28 protein-coding genes and 1 riboswitch are annotated in these 23,980 nt (G+C 36.6%); of the genes, 1 reads left to right on the top strand and 27 read right to left on the bottom strand.

The features are described 5' to 3' along the window. Positions 1-157: 157 nt before the first annotated feature. Genes HHL23_RS00315 through HHL23_RS00300 form a run of 4 tightly spaced genes read right to left on the bottom strand, consistent with a single transcriptional unit; the run spans position 158 to position 2,723 of the window. On the bottom strand, positions 158-769 hold the full coding sequence (locus HHL23_RS00315; RefSeq protein WP_169232868.1) for a class I SAM-dependent methyltransferase: 612 nt from the start codon (positions 767-769) through the stop codon (positions 158-160). Between the two features lie 52 nt (positions 770-821). Then, complete coding sequence (locus HHL23_RS00310; RefSeq protein ID WP_169232867.1) at positions 822-1,412, bottom strand: hypothetical protein; 591 nt, start codon at positions 1,410-1,412, stop codon at positions 822-824. Further along, positions 1,405-1,872 carry an RNA polymerase sigma factor gene (locus HHL23_RS00305; protein ID WP_169232866.1) on the bottom strand — a complete coding sequence of 156 codons (468 nt, stop codon included), beginning with the start codon at positions 1,870-1,872 and terminating at the stop codon, positions 1,405-1,407. Before HHL23_RS00305 ends, HHL23_RS00310 begins: the two co-directional genes overlap by 8 nt. Next, positions 1,872-2,723, bottom strand: coding sequence for an alpha/beta fold hydrolase (locus HHL23_RS00300; RefSeq protein WP_169232865.1), 852 nt, complete (start codon positions 2,721-2,723; stop codon positions 1,872-1,874). Before HHL23_RS00300 ends, HHL23_RS00305 begins: the two co-directional genes overlap by 1 nt. 636 nt (positions 2,724-3,359) lie before the next feature. On the opposite strand from HHL23_RS00300, the gene HHL23_RS00295 reads away from it, so the two are divergent. After that, positions 3,360-3,572, top strand: a complete 213-nt coding sequence (locus tag HHL23_RS00295) for a hypothetical protein (RefSeq protein WP_169232864.1) — start codon at positions 3,360-3,362, stop codon at positions 3,570-3,572. Between the two features lie 253 nt (positions 3,573-3,825). Here HHL23_RS00295 and HHL23_RS00290 read toward each other — a convergent pair whose 3' ends face one another. The 23 genes from HHL23_RS00290 to HHL23_RS00180 form a co-directional block, all read right to left on the bottom strand. Continuing rightward, positions 3,826-5,118, bottom strand: a complete 1,293-nt coding sequence (locus HHL23_RS00290) for an MFS transporter (RefSeq protein ID WP_169232863.1) — start codon at positions 5,116-5,118, stop codon at positions 3,826-3,828. 21 nt (positions 5,119-5,139) lie between these two features. After that, positions 5,140-6,552 carry a porin gene (locus tag HHL23_RS00285; protein WP_169232862.1) on the bottom strand — a complete coding sequence of 471 codons (1,413 nt, stop codon included), beginning with the start codon at positions 6,550-6,552 and terminating at the stop codon, positions 5,140-5,142. A 102-nt stretch (positions 6,553-6,654) separates the two neighbouring features. Further along, positions 6,655-7,923 (bottom strand): sensor histidine kinase, encoded by a 1,269-nt coding sequence (locus HHL23_RS00280; protein WP_169232861.1) that lies wholly within the window; start codon positions 7,921-7,923, stop codon positions 6,655-6,657. Then, complete coding sequence (locus HHL23_RS00275) at positions 7,920-8,597, bottom strand: response regulator transcription factor (protein ID WP_169232860.1); 678 nt, start codon at positions 8,595-8,597, stop codon at positions 7,920-7,922. The genes HHL23_RS00280 and HHL23_RS00275 overlap by 4 nt, the downstream gene beginning before the upstream one ends. An 89-nt stretch (positions 8,598-8,686) precedes the next feature. Further along, on the bottom strand, positions 8,687-9,439 hold the full coding sequence (locus tag HHL23_RS00270; protein ID WP_169232859.1) for a DUF3575 domain-containing protein: 753 nt from the start codon (positions 9,437-9,439) through the stop codon (positions 8,687-8,689). Positions 9,440-9,713: 274 nt separating this feature from the next. Next, on the bottom strand, positions 9,714-10,712 hold the full coding sequence (locus HHL23_RS00265) for a T9SS type A sorting domain-containing protein (protein ID WP_169232858.1): 999 nt from the start codon (positions 10,710-10,712) through the stop codon (positions 9,714-9,716). Between the two features lie 130 nt (positions 10,713-10,842). After that, positions 10,843-11,487, bottom strand: coding sequence for a 3,4-dihydroxy-2-butanone-4-phosphate synthase (gene ribB, locus HHL23_RS00260; protein ID WP_169232857.1), 645 nt, complete (start codon positions 11,485-11,487; stop codon positions 10,843-10,845). A gap of 90 nt (positions 11,488-11,577) precedes the next feature. Beyond that, positions 11,578-11,703: riboswitch (FMN riboswitch) on the bottom strand. A gap of 217 nt (positions 11,704-11,920) precedes the next feature. Beyond that, the gene (locus HHL23_RS00255; RefSeq protein WP_169232856.1) at positions 11,921-12,406 is read right to left on the bottom strand and encodes a toxin-antitoxin system YwqK family antitoxin; all 486 of its coding nucleotides are present in this window, start codon (positions 12,404-12,406) and stop codon (positions 11,921-11,923) included. Positions 12,407-12,468: 62 nt separating this feature from the next. Next, positions 12,469-13,227 (bottom strand): SMI1/KNR4 family protein, encoded by a 759-nt coding sequence (locus tag HHL23_RS00250; protein ID WP_169232855.1) that lies wholly within the window; start codon positions 13,225-13,227, stop codon positions 12,469-12,471. 12 nt (positions 13,228-13,239) lie between these two features. After that, positions 13,240-13,908: a DUF4272 domain-containing protein gene (locus HHL23_RS00245; protein ID WP_169232854.1), complete on the bottom strand. Its 669-nt coding sequence runs from the start codon at positions 13,906-13,908 to the stop codon at positions 13,240-13,242. 23 nt (positions 13,909-13,931) lie between these two features. After that, the gene (locus tag HHL23_RS00240; RefSeq protein ID WP_169232853.1) at positions 13,932-14,711 is read right to left on the bottom strand and encodes an alpha/beta fold hydrolase; all 780 of its coding nucleotides are present in this window, start codon (positions 14,709-14,711) and stop codon (positions 13,932-13,934) included. Positions 14,712-14,854: 143 nt separating this feature from the next. Beyond that, positions 14,855-16,099 (bottom strand): hypothetical protein, encoded by a 1,245-nt coding sequence (locus HHL23_RS00235; RefSeq protein ID WP_169232852.1) that lies wholly within the window; start codon positions 16,097-16,099, stop codon positions 14,855-14,857. 69 nt (positions 16,100-16,168) lie between these two features. Then, positions 16,169-16,927, bottom strand: coding sequence for a hypothetical protein (locus HHL23_RS00230; protein ID WP_169232851.1), 759 nt, complete (start codon positions 16,925-16,927; stop codon positions 16,169-16,171). A 158-nt stretch (positions 16,928-17,085) separates the two neighbouring features. Then, a complete protein-coding gene (locus HHL23_RS00225; protein WP_169232850.1) occupies positions 17,086-17,637 on the bottom strand; it encodes a hypothetical protein in 552 nt (183 codons plus the stop codon). Positions 17,638-17,667: 30 nt separating this feature from the next. Next, on the bottom strand, positions 17,668-18,219 hold the full coding sequence (locus tag HHL23_RS00220; protein WP_169232849.1) for a GNAT family N-acetyltransferase: 552 nt from the start codon (positions 18,217-18,219) through the stop codon (positions 17,668-17,670). A 38-nt stretch (positions 18,220-18,257) separates the two neighbouring features. Then, the gene (locus HHL23_RS00215) at positions 18,258-18,752 is read right to left on the bottom strand and encodes a tetratricopeptide repeat protein (protein ID WP_169232848.1); all 495 of its coding nucleotides are present in this window, start codon (positions 18,750-18,752) and stop codon (positions 18,258-18,260) included. 18 nt (positions 18,753-18,770) lie between these two features. Continuing rightward, positions 18,771-19,187, bottom strand: coding sequence for an NAD(+)--rifampin ADP-ribosyltransferase (gene arr / locus HHL23_RS00210; RefSeq protein WP_169232847.1), 417 nt, complete (start codon positions 19,185-19,187; stop codon positions 18,771-18,773). Positions 19,188-19,267: 80 nt separating this feature from the next. Beyond that, positions 19,268-19,828 carry a hypothetical protein gene (locus HHL23_RS00205; protein WP_169232846.1) on the bottom strand — a complete coding sequence of 187 codons (561 nt, stop codon included), beginning with the start codon at positions 19,826-19,828 and terminating at the stop codon, positions 19,268-19,270. 49 nt (positions 19,829-19,877) lie between these two features. Then, positions 19,878-20,384 carry a DinB family protein gene (locus HHL23_RS00200; protein ID WP_169232845.1) on the bottom strand — a complete coding sequence of 169 codons (507 nt, stop codon included), beginning with the start codon at positions 20,382-20,384 and terminating at the stop codon, positions 19,878-19,880. A 237-nt stretch (positions 20,385-20,621) separates the two neighbouring features. Further along, positions 20,622-21,281: a DUF2461 domain-containing protein gene (locus HHL23_RS00195; protein WP_169232844.1), complete on the bottom strand. Its 660-nt coding sequence runs from the start codon at positions 21,279-21,281 to the stop codon at positions 20,622-20,624. A gap of 49 nt (positions 21,282-21,330) precedes the next feature. Continuing rightward, positions 21,331-21,819, bottom strand: coding sequence for a GDYXXLXY domain-containing protein (locus HHL23_RS00190; protein ID WP_169232843.1), 489 nt, complete (start codon positions 21,817-21,819; stop codon positions 21,331-21,333). Then, on the bottom strand, positions 21,806-22,876 hold the full coding sequence (locus HHL23_RS00185; RefSeq protein WP_169232842.1) for a DUF4401 domain-containing protein: 1,071 nt from the start codon (positions 22,874-22,876) through the stop codon (positions 21,806-21,808). Before HHL23_RS00185 ends, HHL23_RS00190 begins: the two co-directional genes overlap by 14 nt. After that, the gene (locus HHL23_RS00180; protein ID WP_169232841.1) at positions 22,866-23,822 is read right to left on the bottom strand and encodes a DUF2157 domain-containing protein; all 957 of its coding nucleotides are present in this window, start codon (positions 23,820-23,822) and stop codon (positions 22,866-22,868) included. The genes HHL23_RS00185 and HHL23_RS00180 overlap by 11 nt, the downstream gene beginning before the upstream one ends. Positions 23,823-23,980: the final 158 nt, after the last annotated feature.

Raw genomic sequence — 23,980 nt, 5'->3', positions numbered from 1 at the left:
TTCTTTCTTAAATGTCTTTATTTGTCTTGAAAAAATCATTAAAACTATTGAATTGGTATGTAAATGAAAAAAAAACAGGGTGTGTTCTGGAATTTTAATTTTAATAAGAAATAAAAAAAAGATTATCAAAATTCAAAAAATAAATTAATCAAGCGATTTATATTTTTTTAAAACTGCAAAACACGAAATTTTGTACCGTACCAAATGGAGTGGTGTGGTTTTCTGTAAGGCATTTTATTTTTTCAAAACCTGCTCCAAAATTGGCAGACAGTGATTCGCCATCATACTGCTGAATATTCAGTCCGCTACACTTTATCGGGCCGTTTTTGGAGAAAGTTCCTATAATTATGAAGCCTTTGACATTTTTTTCAGTTGTATTGGTATATTTTGAGACCTGTTCCGGGGTGGTTAAAAAATGAAAGGCGGCTCTGTCATGCCAGATGTCGTAGGTTTCATCAGTTTCAAATTCTGTAATGTCAGAGACGATCCACTTTACTTTTTCAGCCTCACTTCCCAATCTTGCTTTTGCTTTTTCCAAAGCTTTTTCCGAAATGTCGAGGACCGTGATGTTTCTGTATCCTTCATCCAGTAAAAAATCAACAAGATGACTGTCTCCGCCTCCTATATCAATGATCCTGGCTTCTTTTCCCAATCCGAAAGAACGAATGAAATCAAGTGAAGTCTGTGGTTTTTCCTGTGTCCAGCTTACCTGGTCCGGATTTTTGGTCTCATACACATGCTCCCAGTGTTTTTTGTTGGCGTCTTCCATTCTTTAGATTGTTAATGATAGGAGTAAAATAAGCTTTAATACCAGCCGGAAGTTAATCTTTCAACTGATCATTAATTTCTTCAAATTTATTAATTAATCCATTAAGTTTTGCCTGTTGCTTCTTTATGGTTTTAGGTCTTAAATAAAACCAGTTGAAGGCTATCCACAAAAAAGTGAGTGCATAGGTAGTAACTGTATATACCATCTTCATTCTTGAAGCATATTCATACATATATAGACTTATTCCGGCGAACAGCATAATGAAGTAGAGATTCAGCATGGTGGTCTGCATAAATTTCTGTTTGTTATTCAGAGAATACAGGTTGTTTAAATATTCTGTATTCGTCTGGGTGCTGTCCAGTTTATGAAAGTTCATAAACAGCTGGTTATAAGTGAACAGGAAAATAACCATGGCCAGAATGACCAATACAATCCCTATTTTAGTTGTAGCCAGTTGAGGCTGGTAATGGTACCAGATCAGTCCTATAAATACACTGGTTACGATCAGCAAAATATTGGTAATGATTAATCTACGTATATTTTCTTTCCTGAATTTTTTCAACCTGCCCAGCAGTTCTTCTATGCTGGGTTTCTCCACAGTCTGTTGTTTCCAGAGGTTTTTAAAATCTATATTATTAGCCATTTTCTTTGAATCTTTTTGTTAATTTTTCTTTTATCCTGTGAATCCTTACCCGTATGTTGGATTCAGATAGTCCCACAATGCCGGCAATTTCTGCCTGCTTTACTTCTTCCAGTTCCAGAGAAATAATAATACGGTCTGTTTCAGGCAGCTCAGAAATAAACTGATAGAGCATCTGGATCTGCGGTTCAAGAGATTCCTGCTTTTTTTCTTCAAGATGAACAGGAAGATCAGCTTTCGTAAATCTTTTCTCCTTTTCGATCTGTTTTAAACAGTTATTCGAAGCGATTCTAAAGATCCATGTTCCGATGCTGGATTCATTTCTGAATTTTGGAAGCTGGCGCCAAACAATAATGAAGGTTTCCTGTGCGAGATCCTGCGCCAGTTCAGAATTGTTTACATATCCCATGCACAAACGGAATATCTTCTGCCAGTAGAGCTCATATATATCTTCAAATGCCATTATTTTGATGATAAAAAGTTATTTAACTGTTCAAAGTACCATTCTTTGTCGTCATACATGATAAAATGAAGCCCTTTTGAAGCATATCTCATATCTGTACTTTTTAAATTTTTATATTGACCTTCAATAGCCGGCTTGAAATTTACAAAATAAGATTCCAGCAGGATAAGGGAGGGACACTGAATAGTCTGTATTTTTTCCCTAAGGTCAGTATTGGAGAAGTCACAGTACATCTTTGCAAATGTTGTCCTGTCCGACTTCATGCTCCAGTTAATAACTGTTTCCTGCATTGAAGGATCGGCTACAAGACGGGGGATAGTGCCGGTTTGCATTTGTTTAAACTGTTCATCACTCATTGCTTTCAATGTATTGATGGTTGAGGTACAGTCATTATTCTCCTTAGACTTAAAATTGGGATCCGACAGTGCAGCCAGACACGGAAGGGCGTCTACAACAACTATTTTTGAAACCAATTCAGGATAATCTGCCGCTAATGCCATAGCCAGGCTACCTCCCATACTATGTCCGATGATAATAGGGTTTTCAATTTTCTGATCCTTTATATACTCAGCAATTCCTTTTTCCCAGTCTTTAAAATTGGCATCTGCCAATGGTTTTACTCCGGCAAACCCTTTCATTGTTAATACATAGCAGGAGAATTTCTTGTCAAACTGAGTGACGGTGTCATTCCATACCTCTCCGGAAGAAGCAAATCCAGGAATAAAGATGATAGACTGGTTACCTTTCCCTGTCTTTTTTACTTCAAAAGGATAGGTTTTTGTTTGTCCAAATATATTGCATACGGCTGCAAAAACTAATACCAGAATAAAGAAGATTTTGTATTTTTTCATTGTATAAAATTTTAATGTGAATCTGCCTTTTAGAGACGGTCTTTTTTAAAATGTTACAAAATGTTTTAAATTATTTTATAAAAGTATGTTTAAATATAATGGGACAAGAGTTTTGTTATTTTGAAACTGTCGCTAATCCACTGTTATTGCAAGGAACGAAGTGATCCACAAAGATCAATTTCAAATCCCGAAAATCACCATCAATATTTTTCTTCCTCTTGCTGAAAATTTTTAATTTTCTTGTGCTTCAAAACGCGATACCATGAAAAATCATTGCGACATTGCGCCATTTCAGCAAATTTTCCATCAATTTTCCTGATCATATTGAACTAAAGCAACATATCCCAATGGTTTATCCTGTTCAAAAGAAGATTTGTTTTTTTCGATTGTTTTTCCTGAATTAATCGGCTTTTTAACTAGATTTTCTCTACAATTTTATTAGCTTTAATTTATTTTATTATTCTCAAAAAATGTAAAATCCTTATGAAAATCGAAAATTTGATAAAAAAATAGCATTTACCTGATGGTTATATTGAAAAATTCACTAATTTTATTATAAATTTAGAACATGCCCCAGGCGAATGAAGGGTGTAAAGTGTAAAGTTGAATTTTTTAACTAAAAATCCAAAAATATAAATGAGCAATATACAAGATGAATTTAAAGTCTTTAAAGACGAACTGAAAAAACTGAATATCGATGTACAGAAAGTAGTGAAAGTAGGAAACGGAAGTATGGATTTCCATGAGGTTTTTTACAAGTCACCAAGATATCAGGATGTGAAGAGTGTATATGTCCAGCGTCATAATCTGGATAGCATGGTGGAGAAATTTAAAAAGGCTTACCATTAAAAATAAAACTGGGCGCCGCAGATTTTCTGCGGCGCCCAGTTGTTATATCTATTAACCTGATTAAATTTGATAGATTAAGGTTAAGAGAGTTTAAAGTCGGAAGAACGGTGAGGTTGGACGTTCCTGTTGATATCCTTGTCAAGGTTTTAAACCTTGACAAGGATATTCCTCGATACTTTCCTGGGAGTCATTATCAAACTTCCTGACATGATTAAAAATAGAAATATCTTATCATGAACTCAGGTTATTTATTTTAATCTTTATCCAGTGAGGAGTTGTCTTTGGTATCCTTCATCCCGGCATACACGATCAGAGAAAATAAAATACATCCCGTGATATACCAGTAAAAATATTGTTCTGTTCCTGATTGTTTGAACCATAGAGCGATATATTCTGCCGTTCCTCCGAAAATAGCTACCGTAAGAGCATAGGGAAGGCCTACTCCCAGGGCCCGTATTTCAGAAGGGAAAAGTTCTGCTTTTACAACGGCATTGATGGAAGTGTAACCGCTGACAATGATCAGGGCTGCCATGATCAGGAAAAATGCAGTCCACATTGAAGTTGTGGTACTTAAAGTCGTAAGAAGCGGAACCGTACATAGCGTACCCAGAATTCCAAAACCTAAAAGTAACGGTCTCCTTCCGATCTTATCAGACAGTGCTCCGAATACAGGCTGCAGGCAAGCAAATATAAATAATGAGATAAATGAAATAAGGGTAGATTGCTCTTTGGTAAGATGCACGGTGTTCACTAAAAACTTCTGCATATAGGTCGTATACGTATAAAAAGCCAGAGTTCCACCTAGTGTCAGGCCGATTACGGTAAGCAGGGCTTTAGGATGCTTGAGAAGTTCTGTAACCGTTCCTTTTTTCTTATCGCTCACCTCTTTTTTGTTCTCAAAAGCTTCCGTTTCATGAAGGTTAGCTCTTAAATATAGGGCAATCACAGAAAGTAATGCTCCGATCACAAAAGGAATTCTCCAGCCCCATTCTTCGAGCTGAGTTTCCGTTAAAAGAAGTTTCTGTAGAATCAACTGAATTCCCAATGCAATCAATTGCCCGCCTATAAGCGTTACATATTGGAAGCTTGAATAAAAACCTCTGCGATTTTCGGATGCCATTTCGCTCAGGTACGTTGCAGAAACACCGTATTCTCCGCCGACACTTAGTCCTTGTAATAATCTGGCAATCAATAGTAATGCGGGTGCCAGAATCCCTATGGTTTTATAAGTGGGAGTCAGTGCAATAAGAAGAGAACCGAAAGACATTAACAAGACTGAAAGGGTCATTGCTTTTTTTCTTCCGACCTTATCAGCAATGCTTCCGAATATCCAGCCTCCGATAGGACGCATCAGAAAGCCGACTGCAAATATTCCTGCGGTATTCATCAGCTGGGCATTCAGATCAGAATCCGGAAAAAATGAATTGGAAAAGTAAATAGCAAAAGCAGCGTAGGCGTACCAGTCGTACCATTCCACGAGGTTTCCTACGGAACCGCCCACAATGGCCTTGATCCTTTGAGCAGTTGTAATTTGAGTAGTATTCATATGAGTAAGATATTAAATTTTTTAAAGTACGATTTGAAAAGACAGCAAAAATTCACCTTTTCTGTCAAAAACTGTTTTGGATGCGGGATCATAAAGCGGTCTGCTGCTGTATTGAGCAACGATTCTTGCATTTTGACCATACAGATAAAAATTGGCGCCGATGTCATAATAGCTTCCACTTTGATTGAGCGCTTTCATATCTTTAAGTGCATAATTGAAAAATGGCTGCACCTTCAGGATAGTACTGAATTTCGGAAGAACAAAACCCACCTGCGAGAACCATATGTTTCCTGTTCCCATCAAAACCCTGTTATTTCCGGCTCCTTCAAGTGCTTTTTGTCCCGTAAAGTCTGAATCCGGAGTACCGGGATTCAAAAGACCGCTTACTCTTAAATAGTCTGGGCCATAGTTGTAATTGTAATAAACGGAATACAGCGTAAGCCCCATTTCTTTACTTTTATCTCCTACCGGAAGTTCTGTATAAACATCTGCTCCAAAAATATTGACATCATGAGATTCAAAAATATTTTCCGACGGCTGAGATTGGGTGCCATTTTTGTTTGTGTAAAAACCCGCTCCCAGATTCAGAACTTTTTTTGTAGCTAAATTATTTCCGGGAAGGAAGGAAGTCACCGTCGTTTCTTTGTTAAAGAACTGATAGAATGCATATCCGGAATAAGATAGTTTTCCGCTTTGGTTATTGTCTACGGCTGCACCTCCTACATTAGGTTTTAAATTGGTGGCAAAAGGTTTGTTGACACTGAAACGGTAATTAATCCGATCCAGTTCTCCATGTACAAAAATTCCCAATTGTCTTGAAAACTGGTCGGCTATTTCTATCGTTGGAAAATTAAAAACAGGAATATCACCTGCAAGCATTTTGGTGGTACTTGCATTGGTTAATCTGCTTACCCCATTCCATGAATGCAGTCCTGCTCCTAAGTAAAGGTTATTTTTGTTCGGTTTTCCCGTCTGAAAATCATTTCTTGGAATAATGGCCAGTTCATTATACGCATCATGAAAAAAGAAAGGCGCTTTTTTTCCGGCTCCATTGTTTCCGGTACCCGTTCCACCACCTGAAATAAAACTCTGATTATTAATTCCCACCTGTAAAAAAACAGAATAAAAAGGCGTAACCTGGCTCTGAATGATTAATCTCATTCTCCGGATCCCGGCATCATAAGTTTGTTCCTGAGGAACTCCGTTAACCAATGTTCCGGGGTTGTTATCCATACTGCGGAGCCAAATCTGACTGGAAATCCCGAATTTAAGCCATCTGTCCCCTTTAGAGTTGAGGTTTATTTTAAGTTCTCCCACATCTAAAGGATTTTTTTCAGAAGAAACTTCTTCAGGGCTTTTATTTACATGTACGGTATCCTGTCCGTATGCATATTGTATAACTGCTAAACTGAAAATAATTAGTAATTTTTTCATTGGCGCTTTTGTTTGCACCTAAACAATACATAAATTCTGAAGAAATTCTGAAGTTTTCATGAAATTGAAACATTTGATGTTATGTTTTTGAATTTCAATGTTTTATTTTATGAAATTGATCCTTATAGTGTGTATATTGTTTTCAAATTGATAGAAGATTTCGGTGTCATAAATCTCCAAAATTTTCTTCACGAGGGCCAAACCTATTCCAATGGAGTTTTGGTTGGGGTTTCCACGCTTGAATCTTTTGAATAATTCTTCAGTAGGAATAGTGGGAGGATTGCCCGTATTGGAAATTTGGAAGTAGCTTTCTGTAAGCGTTACAGAGATTTTTCCGTTTTCTATATTGTGTCTTTTGGAATTATTGATGAGGTTATTGATAACGATCGTTGCCAGGTTTTTATCAAAATTAAGATAGATCTCCTCTTGAATTTCTTTTGTCACCATAAGATTCTGAATTTCAAAAATATCCTCAAAATAATGAAGCCTTGCCTGAAGTAAGTCAGAAAAATTAATAAGCTGTGAATCGTTTTTTTCAAAATGTTCCAGCTTGGCGAGGAGAATAAGGGATTGATTAATCGATGAAAGCCTGTCCAGTTCATCATTCATTGAAGAAAGAGTGATCAGTTGGTTTTCCGAAAGCTCACTGTCCATCAGCAATTCTATTTTCCCTTTGATGGAAGCTAATGGCGTTTGTAATTCATGAGACGTGTTTTCCGAAAGTTCCTCTAAGAGGTTGTAGTCTTTTTTGGAGCTTTCGGTCATTTTTAGTAAAAATGTATTCAAGGATTTGAATTCTTCGGTTTCTGTTTTCATCAGATCCATGGAACGGTTATCTCTCAGACTGAATTTCTTTATTTCGTCTATCGCGTGGTAAAATGGGTCAAGAATTTTTTTAGAAACCAGAATACTCACGATAATGGTCAGAATGATAAGAAAGACCATGATCCAGGCAATGACCATAATGATGCTCATCAGGAAATTATTTTCAATGATCGTAATGTATCTTACACTGGTGATGGCATACCTTTTCTGCTGAATTAAAGGATACGTGGTTACTGTGATCCTGTTCATGTGTGACTGGATGCTTTTATTCCAGATGTATTTCTCTTCAATGATTTTTTCCTTAAAATTTTTAGAATCTACAGGAAGAATTTTCACCTGAATCTGCCTGTGGTGAAATTTTAAATAATCATAAGCGGAATCACTTTCCAGTCTACGTGCTACGTAACTGTTTAAATCCTCAAGTTTGAGAATGGCAGAACGCATCGTTGCCCTTTCAAACGCGAAATAGAGAATAGCAAAACCTGTGATAAGAACGAAAAATACCAATACAGTGAATGCTCGGGCAAAACGGAAACTTAAATTCATTTATCAATCCATTTATAGCCCAATCCATAAACGGTCTGCAGATAATCTTTTCCACCGGCATCTATAACTTTCTTTCTCAAGTTTTTTAAATGCTGATAAACGAAATCCACATTGTCAATGCTGTACGTATAATCACCCCAAAGATGACTTGCAATAGCCTGCTTGGAAAGCATCCTGTTCTGATTGTTGATAAAGTAGATCAGCAGGTTCAGTTCTTTTTTGGTAAGATTGATCAGTTGGTCGCTGATCCTGCATTCTTTAGATTCCAGGTCGATTTTAATTTCATTAAAGCTTAAAATACGGTTGGCTTCAGGTGTTTTTCTTCTGAGAACCGCTTTTATTCTGGAATGAAGTTCGGGTAAAGAAAATGGTTTGGTGATATAATCATCAGCTCCGTCATCTAATCCAGTCAGTTTTGTATCTAAAGAATTTTTTGCTGAAACAATAATGACACTTGCTCCGGGAGTATAGTTTTTAATATGCTTCAGAATGTCCAGTCCGTTTCCGTCAGGAAGCATAAGATCCAGAAGAATACAGTCGTACTCAAAAAGTTCTATTTTTTCTAAAGCTTCTTTCGCATCAGAAGCTACTTCACAAACGTAATCTTCCTTTTTAAGGTAGTCCGTGATGTTGGCTGCAAGGTCTTTATGGTCTTCTATGATGAGAATTTTCATGCGAACGTATTAAAACCGGATAACAATTTATCCGGTTTAAAGATATAAAAAAACCGTTCAGAAAATCAAGAATGGTATTTTTTAATGATTTAAAACCTGTACCCAATCGACAGGCCGCTTCTGAAACCTGCCCAGGGCCCGTCTACTTTTACTTTAGCACCATTGGCATTGGTTTCTACTGTGTAATCTACAAAAGGGATGTCCAGATTTTCAATTTCTTTCTTAAGCTGAGCCTGCATTTCCGGTGTCAGGACATAGTCGCTGGTCATCGTGAAGTCGCCTTTTCCGCTTCCGTAATGAGCGCCGGCGATCCAGAAATCAAGGACCAGATTCTGGCTTCTGGTCAGGAAAAACTGTACACCCACCATCAGCCCGCCGCTGTTTCCGCTGGTGCTTCCCTGTCCTTTAAGGGGAATCTGATAGGTATTTCCGTCAATGGCATCGTAATCGTAATAGAAATCAAAGCTGTTGGAAGAAACATCGGAATACCGGTAATATGGGGTAAAATAAAATCCTTTTCCGTAGCCTTTCCCAATGTAGAATCTGGGTTCAATGGTGAAGTTCGTGGCCTTTACCTTTAGGTTCTGGAATCTTTTCTCATCTTCATCTTTCAAAAAGGCATTGATGAAGGGTACTTTACCCTGCGTCATAGTTCCGAAACCTATATTTACTGAGAACCATTGGTTAATCGCTCTTTCATAAGACAGGTTGATGTTTCTGAATGCATAAGCTGTAACGTTGGTTTTAATGATATTCATTTTATCGACGGGAACAGCCTGGACTTCCTGTGCGTCTGCCTCTGAAAAGAAGAAACAGGGTATTAAGATGAGGAGCTTTTTCATGATGTTATATTTTGTGGTGTAGAAAGGTATCAGCAAAAAGTGGGCAAAAATTTAATAATATTTCAATATGAATTGATTTTTAACTTAAAAATAATGATATGGTTGTTGTTTTTTTTTTTTTTTTTCTGTTGTGGATGGCGAAATATTGTTATTCTAAAAAAAAATCGGAATGTAAAGTGATTGGAGTACTATGCAAAATCAGTGAAAGATGCACATTATTGTATACAAAAAGCCGTCCTGACGCAGGACGGCTTTCTTGGTTATTGATAAAAAATTACTTTTTGATAAACTTAGTATTTTTCTTTGTTTCAGAATTTTTTCCTTTAATTTCTATAAAATAAGAAGCTGGCGGAAGTTCCGAAATCTGTACGTTCCCTGCTTGTATATGTGATGTTTTGATCAGTTTTCCATCTAGGCTATAGATATTGGCAGTTGTATAGTTTTCTGTATTTCCTTTAAATCCGATAAAATCCTTTGCAGGATTAGGATAAACCATAAAATCTTCTTTTTTTGTAGTGTTGGCAGTTGCTAAAAAGGTTTCACCCAATGCTGCTGCACTTGAACTAGACTGATTGATTCCCAGTAAAGGAACTGTGATATTTCCACTTGCAGAACTCAGCAATGCGTATCGGTGGCTGCCATCATAATAAGAATAGGCGGTATTGGTAAAAGTGCCGATAGGATTTGAATATGTGATATCAAATGATGAGTACAAATTAAAATTTTGTGTAAATTTTACTCTCAATACATTGGTGTAAGTCTTGTTGCCGATGATCAACGTTCCGTATGCATCAGCCAGTGTGCCCATTGTTCCGCTGAAAAGCCCATTGGCAACTGATGATGTGAAAGTTCCTTTAGCGTTATCACTTTGAAGTACTCCGAAAGCGGTAGGATAATTCATATAAGTCCCATTATCTACAGAAAAATTTAGTGTAGCTTCAGGGTTTATTACTCCGGTGATTTCCAGTTTTGTAGCAGACGTTTTATAAAAAATAGTGGTTCCTCCGCTGCTCATTTTGATTGTAGAGCCTGGAAATGTTGTGATTTCAGCAGAAGAAGGTGTTGAATAAGTCGTTGGAGAAGCTGCTCCCTGTGCCAAACTACCATTTGAAAAGGTAGCATTAGCTCCTGTAGCAGAATTGTCTACCGTTCCTGTTATCGTGTAATTGTTTGCAGTGTCACCGGCTAAAGGATCGTTGGCCCCTTTGGTCAGTGTGATTTGTGCGGAAAGTACGCCGGAAATACCCAGCAAAAAAAGTAATGATTTTTTCATAATCGAATTTTTCACTAATATAAATAAAAAATCATTAGTTTTTAACGTTAACTTATTTTTAATGAATTATTTAAATAAGAAAGCCGCCCGGTATGATCGGACGGCTGTTCTGTGCGTTATATATAATTTTTTAGTTGCTCATTATTTTGCGGTAGGCATAAATATCTTCAATCGTTACCACGCTCATTTCTTTGAGGGACGCAAATTTCACGATCTCCGGAAGTCTGGCCATAGAACCATCTTCATTGGTTAGTTCGCAAAGTACGGCATCGTCACCGAGATTAGCCATTTTCACAAGATCTACACTGCCTTCCGTGTGGCCGCGTCTTTCGAAAACACCGCCTTCTTTGGCAATCAGTGGGAAAACGTGTCCCGGACTTGCAATATGACCAGCCTGCGCATTTTCTGCCACGGCAGTTCTTATCGTTGTTACACGGTCTTTAGCAGAAACACCAGACTCAACGCCTTCTTTGGCTTCGATAGAAATGGTGAATGCGGTTTGATTTTTAGAGTTGTTGTTTTCCACCATCGGACGCAGATTAAGGTGCTTGCTTTTCTCTTCGGAAATGCATAGGCAGACGATGCCGCTGCATTCGCGGATCAGCAGTGCCATGTCCTTTTCTGTAATGGTAGATGCGGGAAAGATGATATCACCTTCGTTTTCTCGGTTTTCATCATCTACTAAAAGAATACCTTTTCCCTGTTGTAGTTTTAGAAGTGCATTTTCTACACGTTCTGTGGAGGTTGCTCCAAATTGTTCTAATAATTTTTCCATGTTATTTTACTTTTAAAAGTTAAAATAGTCTTCGGTACATGGAAATGAAACACGGCACAATAAGCCCGTAAGGAATCTTACTGACCGCTTCATTTTCTTCTCCCATCCAGACTTTAACTGTCGGTTTTGGAATTCCACCAAATCAGTCCCTTCCGAAGAAAGGAGTCGCGGACTGTAACCGCCGGTAGGGATTTTCACCCTGCCCCGAAGAAAACTTATACTAAGTTTTACTGTATGTTTTGATTTAAAATTTTATTTCATTGATTATATTTAACGCACAGATGGCAAATTTCGGGAAGTTTTTTGAATTGGAAAAGGGATTTTTGATCGTTTTTATTGATTACTTTACAAATTCAAAAATAAACGACTCCGATTTGAAATGACTTTATTTTTTGTGAGATTCTGATAAGCTTAACTTTTGAAAACTATAGATCTAAAGAATTTGTTTTCCGTCCTTATAGTTTTGAATTGTTTTTTCCTTTCCATCTTCATTATACATTTCCCATCTTCCATCATATACTCCATTTTTCCAGTTTCCTATGCTCCGAATATTCCCGTTTTCATACCAGTATTCATGAGTTCCGTTTGGTTTACCGTTTATAAATTCTCCTTTACGGGCTTTTTGACCGTTTGGATGCCAGTATTCCCAAATTCCGTTTTCTTTTAAATTTTCCATCTTCCCGCTTGAGTATAATGTTCCATTTAAATAATAAGCCTTTTTAGGTCCATTAGTTATTGGTTTAAATTCAATTGTTTTTGCCTGATTTTCATTTAAATTCTGACCATTTTTAATGAAGTTATGTTTAGCAATCAAGGTATTTCCAAGATAAATTTCATATTCGTCTAAGTTTACATTTTGGGAGTGCAAGTTTTTGTTTACAAAAATTATTAGAAATAGGGTAAGGAGTATTTTATACATGGGATTATAATTATTTTCTTTTAGAACCTTTCAAACAATTAGAAGGTAGCAGGTTTTAAATCTTATGATTCGTATTCGTTTAAGTACGTTACCATTTTTTTCTCTACAAAATCAGATAATGAGTTCGCGATTTTTATCACTTTTGGAGGGCTATGTTCATGGGCAAAAATATAGATATTTTGATTTTCCAAACTGTACAGCAATTGGTCTCCATCGCCATACAGCCAGAATTCTCCAAGGATCAGGTACTGCTTTTTCTCAATTGTTTCCGTACTTAATTCCTGAAAATCGATGTCTATACCTTCCAGCTTTAGGATGGATACATTTTGGTACCATGTTGTCAGATCTTCAGGGATCTTCATAGAAAGTTCTTTTTCTTTATTCAGAATAAATTCCTGCTGTACGCCCGCTTCAATAATGTCAGAATCACTGTACGATCTGGTTAATTGCCTGAAAAACTTTGGATAGTGGTCTTTTAAATATCCGAATTTCTTTTCAACGTCTTTCTGAAGCTGTTTTTCTTTTTGTTTTTCGGCTTTACAGAAATCTTCAAATTCTTTTTCCCAGCCTTTTTTATAGAGGTCAGAAAAAGTAGTGTTGATTTTCACAGATTGTAACCATTCAAAAGCGCCCAGTTGCCCGATGTATGCATTTCTAATAGCACTGAAACTTTCTTTGGTTTTTATTTTAAGAAAGGCAGTTCTTCCGCATATTTTTTCTACCGTATCTTTATGATCCGTGAACCAGTCCATCCATTCCTGTGCGGTGAGTTTTCCTTCTGAGAGGCTGATGAATTTTTCAATAAGTTTTTGTAGTATCATCTATCAAACGGATTATGTATCACATGAAACATCATCCCAATCCTGATCCATATAAGTGATCAGCCAGTTTAAGGCATAATGTCTTTCATAAACGATGCCGGGATCTATCGTGGTCATTTCAATACTGTTGATACGGGCATCAACACACGCCCAGTCATATCGGTAATACAGGTCCGCTGCATCAAGTATGTCTGATTTTGAACGGAGTTCATGAGGGGCATGAATGAAATCATTAGGATCAACATCTCCGGCAACAGGATAGTTTTCTGTCGGAATGTCATTCAGGTCACACAGTTCATTAGGAAAGGGTAGGCTATCTACTTTTTTTAATGCCCATAATAAAACCCAAATACATTCACATTTCCAGCTTTCCTGGAATTTTTTGTATTCTGTAGGATCATTTAAAAAATCTTTTTCACCAGGAGTCACATAGTCCCAAAGATTACAGTCTTTAAGATAATCAATAGCTTCTTCCGGTTCCATGGAATCAAAAGCAATAAGGTTGGTCACAGCAAGAACAGTGACTCTTCTGGCTATTTCTTCAGCGGTCCGAATTGTCGTTTCCTCCTCAGTTTCTATGTGGGGGAGGTTGAAATTAATCTTTATGTCTTCTTTTTTGAGAATTTCTTCACTTTTTTCTTTTCGGGAGAACTCTTCCTTTTTGGTGGAAATATTCAGCATGATAATGGATAATTGTGAATCGTCTAGATAAGTTCTTTGATCGTTTGTTCAAGTAATTGATTGAATTTTTCCGGATTTTCCAGCATAGGATAATGACCTGTTCCGGCTATTTCAACATAATTATAATCTTTTAAATACTTTCGGTTGTTGTCGGCATTGGTAGGAAAGTTATCTGAATTGATAGCTCTTACCGGTACCTGAACTTTTGATGCGGCTTCCCTGAAATCTGTTTTATACAAAGGTCTGAGCAGTTCAATGGCTGCTTGTGATGTGTTTTGAAGGAATTCATTCTGTAATTGCTCTCTTACGTCCGATGGTGTTTTTTCCGTGAAAAGATATTGAGGAAGAATATGTTCAACCGCATTTTTAAAATCATTACGGTAATGCACAAATAAATATTCCTCGGCTTGTTCGTCCGTAAAGGTTTCATCGAGATCTTTTATCGTGTCTATCAGAATAAGAGCCTTTACCTTGGGGATTTTCAACGAGGCTTCAAGAACGTAGGCTCCCGACATCGAGTGTCCTACCAGAATAATCTCCGATGAATCGATCTGATCTGCTACCGCTTTGATATCCTCTGCGTATAATTCGCTTGACCATTCTTTTCTGGAGGCATCCGATTTTCCGTGTCCAGCGAGACTCATTTGTACAATCTGATATTTTTCTTTGAAATATTCCTGCTGGTTGTTCCACCATTCTGCATTACCGAGCCATCCGTGTACGAATAGGATAGAAGTACTTCCCTGACCGTTTTCTTTATAGTGAATGTTCTGTCCGTCTAAAGATTGTGCGTATTTTTCCATGAGTTATTTTTATCCCGATTTATAATTGTGATTTTTGTGAAACTAAAAATACAAAAAGTACAGTGAATACTATTGTATTTTCTTCATTTTCACTTAATAAAAAACGTCCTGAAACTAGAACGTTTGTAAATTATTTTATGATCTTACCACTTCCATATCTGAGGTTCATCTTTCCATATCAGCAACCTGAATTCCTCATAATGATTTCCGTTTCCGATGGTGTGAGTATCTCTGCGGCCCTGGTCTAATTTAAGTTTGTGCAAAATGCCTGAATGAGCAGCTACCCAAAGTGTTTTTCCATCATCTGAAAGGGTCATTCCGGAGATGGTGGAACCTAAAAAGTGTCTCCAAAGTTGCTTTCCTTCTTTATTGAAGGCTTTGATGTATCCGTAAGCATCCCCCAAAATGTAATGATCTTCTGTGGCTGTACCTGCGTACACTCTCATTTCTTCATCGATAATAGTATAATCATTGCTTTCAGTATAGGCTTCAATATCAGCACCTACATATTGCTCAGCATGGATTCCAATGGTAATTCCGTTGTAGAAATGGCAGGAATTGGTGATCAGCTGGCTGTCATCTTTAGCAAACAGGCAGAAATGCGGGTATGAGGACTGTGCTCCGATGGAACCTAAAGTATTGCCTTCCGGATCTAAAATCCTGTGGTCATAACTCTGATCTCCTACCAAGATATAGGAATTGTCATTGGAAAGCGTGGCGTTTTCCATATCGATATCCGGAGTCCAGTCTTCCTCATTATCTTCATTGAGAGGATGAATGAGTTTTTCCTCATTTTTAGAAATCAGATAAATCCCGAATGAAGTAACCAGAAGGACTTTGCTGCCATCGTTGAACGGAATAAGCTCTGTAATTCCTAATTCTTTGATTTGCTCGAGCTTAAATTCGTTGATGAGTTCTCCGTCCCAGCCTTTATGAACGGATATTTTACCGGGAGTCGCCATGGCAAAAACAAGGTTCTGTTTTGATTTTCCAATGGCCTGAATCGTTTCGTCTAGTGGGGTCACCTGATCATGATCCAGCAGATAAGCCTGTCTTTTTTCATAGGAAGTACCGGTCATGAAAACCATCTTTTCACCAGAAATGAAGTGAAGCTGTTCGATACTTTGGGATCTGTTTTCCAGTAAAGGAATGATAGGCGTGTGAGCTGGCGGAAATTCTGCTCTGAAATTTTCTGTATCTCCGTTCTGGTTGGCTGTTTTAAGCAGGTTGAATACAGCTTCAGCAAGATTGGATCTTGTATCTTCAGGCTCTTTGCCCTCCCAGTTTCCCCAACCGTTCTTTTCACCGAAATCAACCATTTCATTAATTTCTTTAGCATACTGTTCTCCTTTTGAGAACCATTCTTTCTGGATTGTTGTGTTTTGCATAATTGATGATTAAATAAAAATTGAAATATTCTTCACAGGAATATTCTATTTAAAATTAAGTTTAACGTATTATTTGAAGTTTACATGTTCGTCGTGATAGCCATTGATCTTGATGCTGCTTCCTTTCAGCAGTTGAGGATTCACGGTTCCGGTTTTTTCTGCAGTGAATTCAAATCCCAAGATACTAAGTGTTTCGCCGGGTTTGGAGAAATTTTCTTTTTTTAAGGTGTAATTTCCTGTAGGTCCAATTTTTATGGTATCTCCTGGCTGTTCCATAAATGTCTCAATATTACTTTTCTCTTTAGTGTTTACTTTAACACTTTTGGATAAATACAGCCTATTGACATCCTGAAGACCGGACCAATGGATGGAAAAATCCTTGCTTAAGGGGGCTTCTTCGTCATAGATAATATTTCTGGAACTGCTTAGTTTAAGAGAGGGAACGCTGCCCAGAAAAAAGTTTTTCCCGTTGGCCAGTTGGATCTGAAATTCGTACTTATTATTTTCCGGAGCTATCTTCTCTGTGTGGTACAAATAGCTTTTGGTATAATATAATCCTTGTATAATTCTGTATTCTACTTTTTTGCCATTGACAGATATCTTCACTGAATCATTGCCAAACATTTTGCCTTTTCTGTCATACAAGCTGACAGAAATACTGTTGTCATTTTCATCCGTTAAGCTCTGATAAAGATCAATTTCAGCTTTTATATCGGAAATATCTGTAATCCTGGATGCAGGAACGGGTCCTGAACAGGAAGTGAACATAAAATAGAGACAGCATAGCATAACAGAAAGCCTTGTTTTTATGGAGCTGACGATTTTCATAAGGTGATATTTGGTGTGGCGGAACTCTTTTCCGGTGTGTTAAATTACAAAAAGAAATAGAATAGGGGTATCTGTGATAAAGGATTAATTTGCAAAAAGTAAAATGTATTCATGTAAAATGACTTCATGAATACTTTATACAAAATACACTAAAATATTTAAAAATGATAATAATTCCTGAAGTCTTTTTTTTCAATGATCTTCCAGTTTTTAGCAGTAAAATGCACCGCTGCGCCCTCACTTATTTCACCATCTACATTGAGTTCATAGAAATCACAGCCCCAGCCTTTATTCATCATCGTATAATGAGACCTGACAAGATATTTAAACCCGTAAATCTTTTTTGCAGGCTCATTTTTTATTTTTACAAACACGGTATCTGTTAAAAGCATTTCATTTTTCACCAAATAATTTCTCTGGTTTCTTAAAGAATCAAAAATAGCGGTGGGTATTTTGTCATGATAATTTTGAATGATCTGATTTCCTCTTTTTATCTGAATATGGACAGAGTCTGCATCTTTTGGAAAGTATCCGAAGAAGGAGACATTGAAGCCGTCAATTTTAGTTTTAGTAGCACATTCTTTTTCAACTTTTGCTAGTTTTTCTTTGTCGCTTTCGCAGGAGATTAAGCAAAGAGCCATTAATACAAAGATCAGATTTTTCATATCAGTTTTTGAAGCAAGCTTCATCGATATTTCCTTCAAATTCATTGGAAATTATTTTTTTAATTGGTATCTGAATTATCTTTTAATAACTTGTAAAGGCCTTTTTTGGGATAACGACCAATGCATCATTTCAGCATCCTGCTTTGTTTCTATAAAGCTTAATTTTTTCAGAAAGTTAATGGAATTGGTATTTTCCAAGAGACATCGTGCTGTAATTTCAGATATAATCCCGGTAGAAAAAGCCCAGCGTATCAATTCTGTCACGGCTTCTTCGGCATAACCCTTTCGTCTTTCTTCTTTGGAGATTCCATATCCGATGTCGATGTTTTTTTCATCATCATTATATCCTTTAAATCCGGCATCCCCAATGATTTCGAAAGTGTCATTTTTAATAATCATCCAGGATTCAAACCCTGTAGGTTCTTCAACTTTTGAGAGATTATCGATGATCCTTGGCAGTGTCTCTATCACATCGGGATAGGGCCAGCCTTTTCCCTTTTTTAATCCCATGGCCAAAAGACCGCCGAAATCATCTTTCAGAATATCCTCACAGATTTTTGTTGTAAACGGAACAAGAATCAACCTTTCTGTGGTAAGTTTGTCAATGGATAGTTTTTGAGCTTTCAAAATGATTAGTTTTTTATGGAGTAAATCCTGTACAGTTTTTATTCAATCAGTTTTTTTGAATAATTATACACAGATTTATTATATCTCGGTAAATGTTTAGATAGTGATTCAAGAGCTAATGATAACGCTTCTTTATCATTGTTGATCGAAGACAATGACAATGCAAGAAAAGCATTGACAGCATCATCCAGTTCATCAGAATAGTTTTTCTTTTCTTCTCTCAGGATCTCAATACTTTCATGTATTTTGCCATTATTCCGCAATGTACTTGCCAGCTGGATTCTTGCTCTTCTTCTACGCAATCCTGTAAGACCTAACTGTAAAGAAGATCTGTAAAGGGGTTCTGCATTTTTTTCAAAACCAGTTGAATCATAGGCGCAGGCTCTTTCAAAATCTGCAATAGCATTGGGTTTTCCAGCAGAGCTCGTTTCTGTATGTACTTTTATCTTTTCAATGAAATCATCGTTGGAAATGAGTCCCAATTGATCCCATATTGTTTTTAATTCTGTCTCCCAAAGTTCAAAATCTGTCATCTTTAATTGTTGGTTTTATCAGTCTTCAATGGCTTCGATGCCTTGCTGTTTCAGCTTTTCAAGATGATCTTTCATTGTTTTCAGCTGCTCCGGTGAATGTCCCTGCCAATCTGTAACTTCCCCAACTACTTTAAAAGGATGTTGAGAACGGTAAGATTTTGTAGTATTACCGGGAAATTTTTTGTCTGTTAAATTAGAATCATCTTCAATTGGGCCTGTAGGTTCTACGATATAAATTCTTTCTTTTCCCTCTCCGAAAGCCAATTCTGCGCCCCATGTTGCTGCTTCTAAAGTAGCCGAAAGATAGATGTATTTCGCTTTTCTCTTGGTGCCATAGTTGGAACTGAAACCGACTTCGATGAGGTCTCCTGTTTTGAGATCTGCTTTAGTACCATGGTAATAGATAGGAGCTTCTTCAATAGGGTCTGAACTCATGATGTTGTACTTTTTAGTAAAATATGGATGATCTTTATTTTCTTGTTAATTTAAAACTTCGTTTGGTATTGTATATAGATTTACATACTCCAGATACTCCATTTTGATTGTATGGCAGAAGGGTTTAGTTCTTCAATTTTCCGATAAAATTCAAGAAAATTTTTATTCCAGATGGTATAATTGTGTGCAAATTTGAAGACAACTTCTTCGTTGTTGTTATTAATTTTTACCTGCCAGATGCGACTGTTATTAATTTGAACAGATGTTTTACTTATTTCACTAATATCTTTTAAATTGAATTTTGCTGTCTGATGATTGGTATTAATGGCGTAAAAGTTTTCATGATCAAAATAAAATTCATGATCTGAAATTATTTTCTTTTCAAGTCCAAACAGAAATGGTTTTGTTGAGATTTTATTTAAATGTTGAAAATTTAAGTTTCTATAATTCAACTTATTATTTTCTTGTTTGATCCCGGAAATGTTTTTTTTGTAAACTATACGAACAACCAGAAAAGTAAAAATGAGGCTTAAAATAACTATTACAATCAAACAACCATCATCTTTCTGCGACATTGTCAAAGTAATTGCTGTCATCAAAAATGCATAAATAACAGATAGTATAAGTATATTTTTTATCATCTATTGATTTCTAAGTTAAATTTGAAGCCTATTTCGTTCCTCAATTTTATTATGCTTTTGAAGCTTTATCTACATTCCAGAAATTGTAATCCGTCATGGGAGCATCAGTAATTCCAACATTTCGCCCCATTGTTACAATTTGTCCTCTGTGATAAGTTCCATGCACGATCACATGCTGGATGTACTCATATTTGGAGAAATCACACTGGAACCAGGGAGATTCAATTTTTACATTTTTTATTAAATCCTCTTCTGATAAACTTTCTACGTAATCCATCAGCTTCTGAGAATTGTTTTTTATGCCTGCGAAAATTTCGTCTTTAGTGGCTGCAGCAGAAATTTTATCAAAATCAAAATCGGAATTTTCTGCAATATAGCCCCACCAGTATTCCTGCGTCTGCCAGATGTGGTGCAGGGTTGCTAAGATCGTCGGGAAGCTTGAAATAACTTCCTGGTTAAGCTGTTCATCAGACTTGTTTGAAAGCCAGTCAATGTATTTGTTGACCACCCAATTATTGTACTGAACACTGTGATTGATTAATATTTTTAAATTCATGATGATTCATATTTTGTTTAATGATTTTGGTGATATAAAAATAAATAAAATATGAATTGCTTCAGAAAAAATGATACTCTCCAAAAATAAAATGCTCTTATATCTAAACTGACTGGAAATAAAAAACCACTCTAAAATATAGAACGGTTTATCTATTTTATAAAAATATTTACCCTTAAACTGATACCGGATTTTTTTTCTCAGTGGCTTTTACATTGCCTTCCGGATCTATCATTTTTAAAATAAAGGTTCCCCATTGAGATCCGTCGTCAGCACTTCACTCATATAATCAAAAAATGGTCGCATCGCTAATAAAGTGAGAACGGCTTCTTTTTGAAAACTGGCCGATATAACTTCCTTATCGGTAAATTTCCGCATGACGACATATTGCTTTTTTCTGATAAGATCAATGGCTGGATGATTTTTATCAAAACCTCTTGGAGCCGTTTTTACAGCTTCACCTTCGATATTTCCGAAGTATTTCCTGAAAGTTTCATCAGAAGTAATCTTTTCTATGACTGTTGTACTGAGTTCGAATTCTTTACGGATGCGAAGCAAATCTTTGGTATCAGGACCCCAAAATCCGCCGCCCACAAAACTGTTATTGGGCTCTATCTGTATATAATATCCGCCTCGTAACATCGGTTTTGAACGGGAATAGCCAACCCCGAAATTGTTTTTATAGGGTGTTTGATCTTTTGAAAATCGAACGTCTCTGTAAATCCTATACATATGGATTCCTTTTAAATTATCGTGTTCCTGAAGGTCAGTATAGATCTGATCAAAAAAAACTTTGTTTTCTTTCACAATCAAGTCATATTCCGGTTTGTGCTGGGCAAACCATTCCCTGTTGTTATTTTTTTCCAGGTTTTTAAGGAATTCAAGTGCTTTTTTCATGTCGTGGTATGAATGTTAGAAGTTATAGGTCTGGATAAACCCGGATGCTTTATTTTATATTGTTCAGTTGCTGATCATAAAGACCTATTAACAAACTGTTTCCCATTTTATCGATTTTTACTCCACCATATTTTGCTGCTTCATACTTTTTAGCTTGTCCTTCCTGAAAAAAGAAAGATTCTGCTCCGATATTGATATTCCATTGGTCGGGAGCAGTGTATTTAATTAAGTATTCATCTTTATTCAAAGGGGTTGTTTCTTGTTGGAACCTTAATCTTTCTGCGACGCCTTTGCTGTCGAGACGTATAACGCAATATCCTCTTTTGGGAAGATGTTCAGCATTGACATTTTCCGATAGTCTGTACCGTAAGCTCATGTAATCACCCTGCATCAAAGAACGGGGATCTACCGGGGCCAGTTGCAAAAGAACAAGTTTCCCGTCCTGGAGAAGTTCTTCCTTTTTAGAAACGGAATAGTTGAAATACACCAGTAAAATAACAAGGTTAGCTGCGATAATGATCCATTTATACTTTTTCATTCGATGTCAGTTTTTTACGGGTTAATAAATAAAGCCCCAGGAATAAAATACCAGACGAAAATAAAAGAATGGATTTGGTCAGCAGGGTAAAATGAAGGTCATAATAATATCGTGAAACAAAATAAATGAATGCCATAATGCCAATGGCCAGACTGGTTTTGTAATTCACTAAAAAGCTTAAAAGAATAATTAAAATAGCTCCCGATATGGCCGGGGATAGAATAGTAGGCAGTAGTAGGGCTACAATCACGATATAAATACCTGCCTTTTGTGTAGTTTGGGAAATGTTCAATACTTCAAAAAGCCTTGAAAGGACATACATAATGGTGAGTATAATAACCACAGATGATATCCAAAGGTAATCCCCGGATATCTCAATAAAATCATTCCCAAGAAAAATCAATCCTGCAAGGAATGAAAAAATAAGCCCGATGCGAACCGGATCATATAATTTTGAAAATGCGGGATGCAGAGAAATTATTTTAGCTTCTTTCAGGAACACGGCGGTAACCATGATAGCCAGAAGAGAAGTATACAGGTGAATCAAATCAAAATTGTGGTTCGATGCAATCAGTGTTATAATACCTCCACTAATGATTAATACAGAAATAAAGGCAATGATATAGCTGCGGACAATCACCAGTGATACAGCCGCAATCAGAATACAGATAAGGCTGACCGTATTTTCAGTCATTTCCATCTTAAATAAGCCGAGTGCTAAAAGGACCAACCCAATAGTATGTGATGAAACACTTACGGTATCAAAGATGATGGTATTATACATTGTATTGATGAACATTCCACCTATAATTAATAACATTCCAGATATCAGTAAACCTGAAGTTGAATCATATAATCCCGTAATGAAAAGGAAACCCAAAAAAGCAAGGCTTGCTAAAATACCTCCGAAAACAGAAAGAATTTTTACGGCTAAGGATTGATGATCATCCCTTTTTTCATAAGCGACAAAGATAGCTTCTTCGTCAAATTTTAATTCTTTATTTTCCGGGGTCCGGAAATAATCCAGCATTTCTTTGATCTCTTCTCTATTTCTCATGGTTCCATTTTTTTTGAAGGTTGATCAGATTCATAATTACCAGCGTAACACTTACGATGATAAAAAGACTGACTAGTAAAAGCATGCCTCCGCCTTCTGATATTCTGAGGAGTAAAGCTGAAATAATGATAATGATGCTCAATGGAATCACCGAAAGATAAAACCCATTTTTAGATTGGATACCGTGCCAGATTCCTAGCCCAAAAACCAGTAAAACAATTGGAATTAAAACCGGAAATACAGGGTCGTATCCATCAAGAATCCCAAAAATCATTCCTGCCGTTGCGAAGACTACTGAGCCTAAAGCCAGGATATAGGTAAACCACTTAGGGACGCTTTCAATTTTTTTATCCTTATCCAAAAAGAGGAAAGTAAGGAGTATGGCTGTATTGAACAGAAAAAGTAGTGTAATGACCAATAATGCCGGCCAGTCTTTGGCGACCTGCTCTGTGTATAAAAAGAATGTCGTGTTAAGTAAAACAATATACAGCAGCCACAATGGAGCAAAGTTGGAAACTACCACCCAAAGCGTTATAAAAAGAGTCCAGGCCAAAAAGAAGTCGTAAGCATTAGCGCCTGTCTGATAAATCTGTCCGAATACGGCAAACAGAACCCCAACCAAACATGATGAACCCGTCAGAATGATATTTCTGGTCGTGCTGTTTATTTTGGGAAGTAATACGATGATGGTCGTAGCAATAACGAGAATTTCGGTTAATCCTAGCTTTACAAATTTATTCAGGTCTGCCCAATTATAGGCAAAAAAGAAAATAATTCCCGCAGTAGTAAAGCCTATTCCGAGGGTGATAAAAAACAGGCGAAGGAATTTCTGCCACATGTCTTTATCATGGTAGATGTTTTCTTTCAGGGCTCTTTGTATGCCCTGTTCCGTCACATTGCTATGGCGGCTGATGATATGGAGGTCTTCCCGCTGGAGATTTTTCATGGATGGTGTTTTTTAATAAGTATAATGAAATACGATGTTTCATCAGGCTTCAAGAAACGAAGCTACAAAAAATAAGAGGAAGTGAAATAGTAGTTTTTTTCTGAACAGGAAACCTCAAATAAAATATAATTTGTTTGCGACTTTAATTATTTGTTTTC

Origin of the sequence: Chryseobacterium antibioticum, assembly GCF_012927325.1 — a bacterium.
In the GTDB taxonomy this organism is placed as follows: Bacteria; Bacteroidota; Bacteroidia; order Flavobacteriales; family Weeksellaceae; genus Chryseobacterium; species Chryseobacterium antibioticum.
The sequence above is the reverse complement of the archived record's forward strand: the minus strand, read 5'-3'. Positions and strand labels throughout refer to the sequence as shown.